The following is a 4,716-nucleotide window of genomic DNA, read 5'->3' as shown; positions in this document are numbered from 1 at the left end:
CTGACGATGGCCCACGGCCACAGCCGAAATTACACCACCTTGACGGACGCGACCGGCGCGACCCTTCGGGCACGGCTCTATCTCCGCGTGACCGCTCCGACCAAGCCCGCAAGCGGTCTTGGCGCATAAGCGTGACGATCCTCGCGTGAGGCAGGGGCCTTGCCCCTGCCCTGTCGTGCCGGCGTGCGCCGGCGTGTCGTTTATTTGCGTGGGGAGAGGGCGTTCCGTCCCCCTCTCCCCAGCAACGGGAATCAGCGGGACCGGGTTGGCGCGAAGCGCCCGCCCGCACCACTCCCGCAGATTCCCGCTGCCCCCCTCTCCTGTCGTCGTTCTTGGGCGTCCGTGTTCCGGCCGATGGCACGGCCATCGCCGGACAGGCGATTTGAAGGGAGTAAAAACGATGACGCAGGACAACCGGGAAAGCTGGCTCAATGCGGTGGCGGCGGGCATGGCCCCGCTGTTCGAGGCGCTGGACGCCCCCCTGCCCGCGCATATCCGCGTGGCGATCGGCTTCACCAGCACGGGCCGCAAGGGCAAGGCGATCGGCGAGTGCTGGGACAACCGGCTTAGTGCAGATGGGCATTTTGAAATCTTTATCCGTCCCGACCTCGCCCACGCGGCCGACGCCATGCCGGCGCAGATCGCGGCGATCCTCGCGCATGAACTGGTCCACGCGGCCGTGGGCATCCCGGCAGGGCATGGGAAGGCGTTTAAACGGGTCGCCCTTGGCCTTGGCCTGGTCGGGCCGATGCGGGCGACGACACCGGGCGAGGCGTTTCTTGTCGCTATCGCGCCGATCCTAAAAGCCGTTGGCCCCCTCCCCCATGCCCGTCTCGATACGGACGGCGAATCCACCGCTCCCAAGAAGCAGAAAACCCGGATGCTCAAATGTGAGTGCGCGACGTGCGGCTATACGGTGAGGACCGCGCGCAAGTGGCTTGAGCTGGCCGGAGCGCCGCTTTGCCCGATCGAGGATCATGGCCAGATGGAGCACGAACCGCTGGACGACGAGGACGAGGGGGAGGGCGGCGAATAATCGCCGCCATCAAATGTATATCGCCTAGCATTACAAACGCTGCTATATAGCGCGCACATTGCCAGCGGAGCGAGAGCGGAATGATATTGGCGGTCGGAAACACCAAGGGCGGCGTCGGCAAGACCACGCTCGCCGTGAACCTCGCGGTCGCGCGCGCGCTTGCGGGCCGCGACCTTCTGCTAGTGGACGGCGACGAGCAGGGAACCGCCCTTACCTTCACGGAGCTGCGCGCCGAGCGGCTTGGCGAGGCTGGCTATACCGCCGTCGCGCTCACTGGCGCGGCTCTTCGCAGCCAGGTCCGCCAGCTCGCCCCCAAATATGATGACATCATCATCGACGTAGGCGGACGCGATACCGGCTCGCTGCGCGCCGCGCTCACCGTGGCCGACACGCTGCTGGTGCCGGTGCAGCCGCGCAGCTTTGACGTGTGGGCGCTCGACCAGGTGGCGGCGCTGGTGGCCGAGGCGCGCGAGATCAACGAGGGGCTGCGCGCCGTCGCGGTCCTCAACGGCGCGGACCCGCAGGGCGGCGACAATGAGGCGGCCTTGCAGATGATCGGCGATATTGAGGGGATCGAGGTGCTGCCCACGTCGATCGTGCGCCGCAAAGCGTTCCCGAACGCGGCGGCCGAGGGCAGGGCGGTGGTCGAGCAATCCCCGCGCGACGCCAAGGCGATAGACGAGCTGGCCGCATTGGTCAGTGCGGTATTTGTATAGCATAATGATAGCGGAGTGAATGAAAATGGCTATCGCTCGTAAACCGAATAGCAAGCCCAAGCCGCCCGTTACCGACGACGCGGCCGACGCCTTCATAGCCGGTGCCGCGAAACCGACAGCGCCGGCGATCACGGAGGCGGCCGAGGACGGGCCGCGCAAGTCGCCGGTCATGTTGCGGTTCGATCGCGCTTTGCTGGCGAAGGTCGATGCGGCGGCGAAGCGGCGCGGGATCAGCCGCAGCGCATGGATTCAGTTCACGGTGAGCCGCGCGCTCGATGCTGGCGAGGGATAGGGCCGGCGAGGAGATGGGCGTCGCAGGCTAGGCAGGCGCAGCGCGCGAAAAGTGAGTTGGACACCTCGAAAAACCCGTGGCGCCTGAGGGCCTGAAGTGATTCACTGCCTTTGCGCGATAGCGGAGGCGATGATGGCAGGGCAGCCGGGTTTCTTCGATCTTTCGGACCGATATGAGGCATTGAGCGCTGCGGGCGATCCGCTGGAGCGTCTGGCGGCCGTCGTGGACTTCGAGGTTTTCCGAGGACCGCTGGTAGCCGCGCTGCGCCGTAATCCTCGCGGCAGGGGTGGCCGCCCGCCGTTCGACCCGGTCCTCATGTTCAAGATCCTCGTGCTGCAGGCGCTCTACTCGCTTTCTGACGAAGCGACCGAGTTTCAGATCAAGGACCGCCTCTCGTTCCAGCGCTTTCTGGGGCTAGGCCTGGATGGCACGGTGCCCGATGCGACGACAGTGTGGCTGTTCCGGGAGCGTCTGGTGAAGGCCAGGGCCATCGACAGGCTCTTTGCCCGCTTCGATGCCGCCCTCACGGACCGGGGCTATCTCGCCATGGGCGGGCAGATCATCGATGCCACCGTTGTACCCGCCCCGAAGCAGCGGAACACCGAGGAGGAGAAGGCGGCCATCAAGGAGGGCCGGATACCCGAGCGCTGGCAGAATAACCCTGCGAAGATCCGGCAAAAGGATCGCGATGCCCGCTGGAGCGTGAAGTACGCCAAGGCCAAGGTGAAGGAAGGCGCGGACCCCAAGGCCTTTAAGCCGGTCGATCTGGCCATCCCGATGTTCGGCTACAAGAACCATATCGGCATCGACCGGGCGCATGGCCTGATCCGCACCTGGGATGCCAGCGCTGCCAATGCCCACGACGGCGCGCGATTGCCGACGCTGATCAGCCGGGGCAACACGGCTTCGGGCGTATGGGCCGATACGGCCTACCGCTCGAAGAAGAACGAGGCCTTCCTCGCCAAAGGCATGTTCACCAGCCACATCCACCAGCGCAAGCCGCACCGCCGAGCGATGCCTGAGCGTATTGCACGCGCCAATGCCAAGCGGTCCGCGGTCCGCTCCGCCGTCGAGCACGTCTTTGCCGGGCAAAAGCACCGCATGGGTCTGGTGGTGCGCACCATCGGCATTGCTCGTGCCCGTATCAAGATCGGCATGACCAACCTTGCCTATAACTTCCAGCGCCTGGCCTGGCTCGAGGGGCGAATTGGGGGGCATGCCGAGATAAAGGGAAAATTCACTCACTTCGCGCGTAATCAATTGATTATTAGGTCTTTTCTAGATCGCGCGCGCCTCGCCTGATCGTGGACTATCTTTTCTGATTCGTCAGAAAAGGAGGTCCTATGGCTTCATTAGAGCGCACGGCGTACCCCACTCTGTCAAAGGCATATTCAAAAGCTGAGCTGCAGCGTGATTTCTCCTTCTCAGATGATGAGATTAAGTGGGTACGAAGCAAGTCCAAGGCCCCCTTTCACCTGAATCTCGCCGTTCTCCTGAAGACCTTTCAGGTACTCCGATATTTTCCTGATATCACCGACATACCTGATCAACTGGTGGAGTTCATTCGCGGAGAATTAGGTCAGCGTAGCAAGGTCAAACTCGCGGAATACAAGTGGTTTCAGCAATATCGCCACATGAACGCGATCCGAGCTCGCCTCCGTGTGACTGCATTCTACGGATCTGATGCTATCGAGCTCGCCGAGCGGCATGCCAAAGCAATGTCGTTCGTGCTTGATCAGCGTGCCGACATCATCAACTCCGTGATTGAAGAACTGATCCGCCAGGATTATGAGCTTCCTGCGTACTCGACCCTGAATGATCTCGCTGAGCGGATTCATGCCGATTCCCAAGAGGCAATATTCAACCTGGTGGTAACCCGAACCCCAATCGAGGTGATCCACAAGCTGAAGGATCTGCTCGACACTGACTTCGGTCGGCGTCAGAGCGACTTCAATTCACTGAAACAGGCACCCAAGAAGCCATCTCGCAAGCACCTGGAGGTGCTGATCGACCACTTGGCCTGGCTAGAGAGCTTCGGGGATCTGGAAGCCATTTTTGAAGGGATAGTCGACACCAAGATCCGTCACTTCGCCGCCCAAGCCGCGGCGTCGGACGTTTCCGAGCTGAAGGACTGCTCGTTACCGAAACGCTACACGCTGATGCTGGCTTTGATCTACCGCTTGCGTGTGCGGACACGAGATCATCTGGCCGAGATGTTCATCCGACGGATTTCGACGATTCATAAACGCGCCAAGGAGGAGTTGGAGCAAATCCAGGCTAGACAACGCCAGAAGCTGGAGCAGTTGGCGGCGACCCTGGACGGCGTGGTGCAGATTCTGGTTCAAGAACCGGATGATCAGGAGGCCGGCAGCCTGATTCGCGAATACCTCTCCCCCGATGGCAATCTGGATCGGTTGCGCGAGACTTGCGCCGAAGTTCAGGCTACCGGTGGTAACAACTACCTGCCGCTGATCTGGAAGCACTTCAGATCCCATCGATCGCTGTTGTTCCGCCTCAGCCACCTTCTTCAACTGGAGCCCACGACTCAGGATCGGTCGCTGACTCAGGCACTTCAATTGATCCAGGACAGCGAAAATCTACATCGCGAATGGATCGACGTGAGAACGGCGGAGCAATATTCGGCCACGCTAGCGGCGGGATAGTCCCGCTGC

General features: G+C 62.2%; 3 protein-coding genes and 2 pseudogenes. All 5 read left to right on the top strand.

Annotated elements, in window-relative coordinates; translation table 11 throughout:
- The first annotated feature begins 400 nt into the window (after positions 1 to 400).
- Positions 401 to 1,036 (top strand): transcription elongation protein SprT, encoded by a 636-nt coding sequence (locus ACODRZ_RS26365; RefSeq protein WP_020817759.1) that lies wholly within the window; start codon positions 401 to 403, stop codon positions 1,034 to 1,036.
- An 80-nt stretch (positions 1,037 to 1,116) separates the two neighbouring features.
- Positions 1,117 to 1,752, top strand: a complete 636-nt coding sequence (locus ACODRZ_RS26360) for an AAA family ATPase (protein WP_015063478.1) — start codon at positions 1,117 to 1,119, stop codon at positions 1,750 to 1,752.
- Between the two features lie 25 nt (positions 1,753 to 1,777).
- Entirely contained in the window at positions 1,778 to 2,044 is a 267-nt protein-coding gene (locus ACODRZ_RS26355) for a hypothetical protein (RefSeq protein ID WP_020817760.1), read from the top strand.
- A 132-nt stretch (positions 2,045 to 2,176) separates the two neighbouring features.
- Positions 2,177 to 3,250, top strand: a pseudogene (locus ACODRZ_RS26350) (IS5 family transposase); the annotation flags it as partial.
- A gap of 137 nt (positions 3,251 to 3,387) precedes the next feature.
- Positions 3,388 to 4,662, top strand: a pseudogene (locus ACODRZ_RS26345) (DUF4158 domain-containing protein); the annotation flags it as partial.
- Positions 4,663 to 4,716: the final 54 nt, after the last annotated feature.

The sequence above is a fragment of the Novosphingobium sp. FG90 genome (assembly GCF_057808725.1).
The sequence above is the reverse complement of the archived record's forward strand: the minus strand, read 5'-3'. Positions and strand labels throughout refer to the sequence as shown.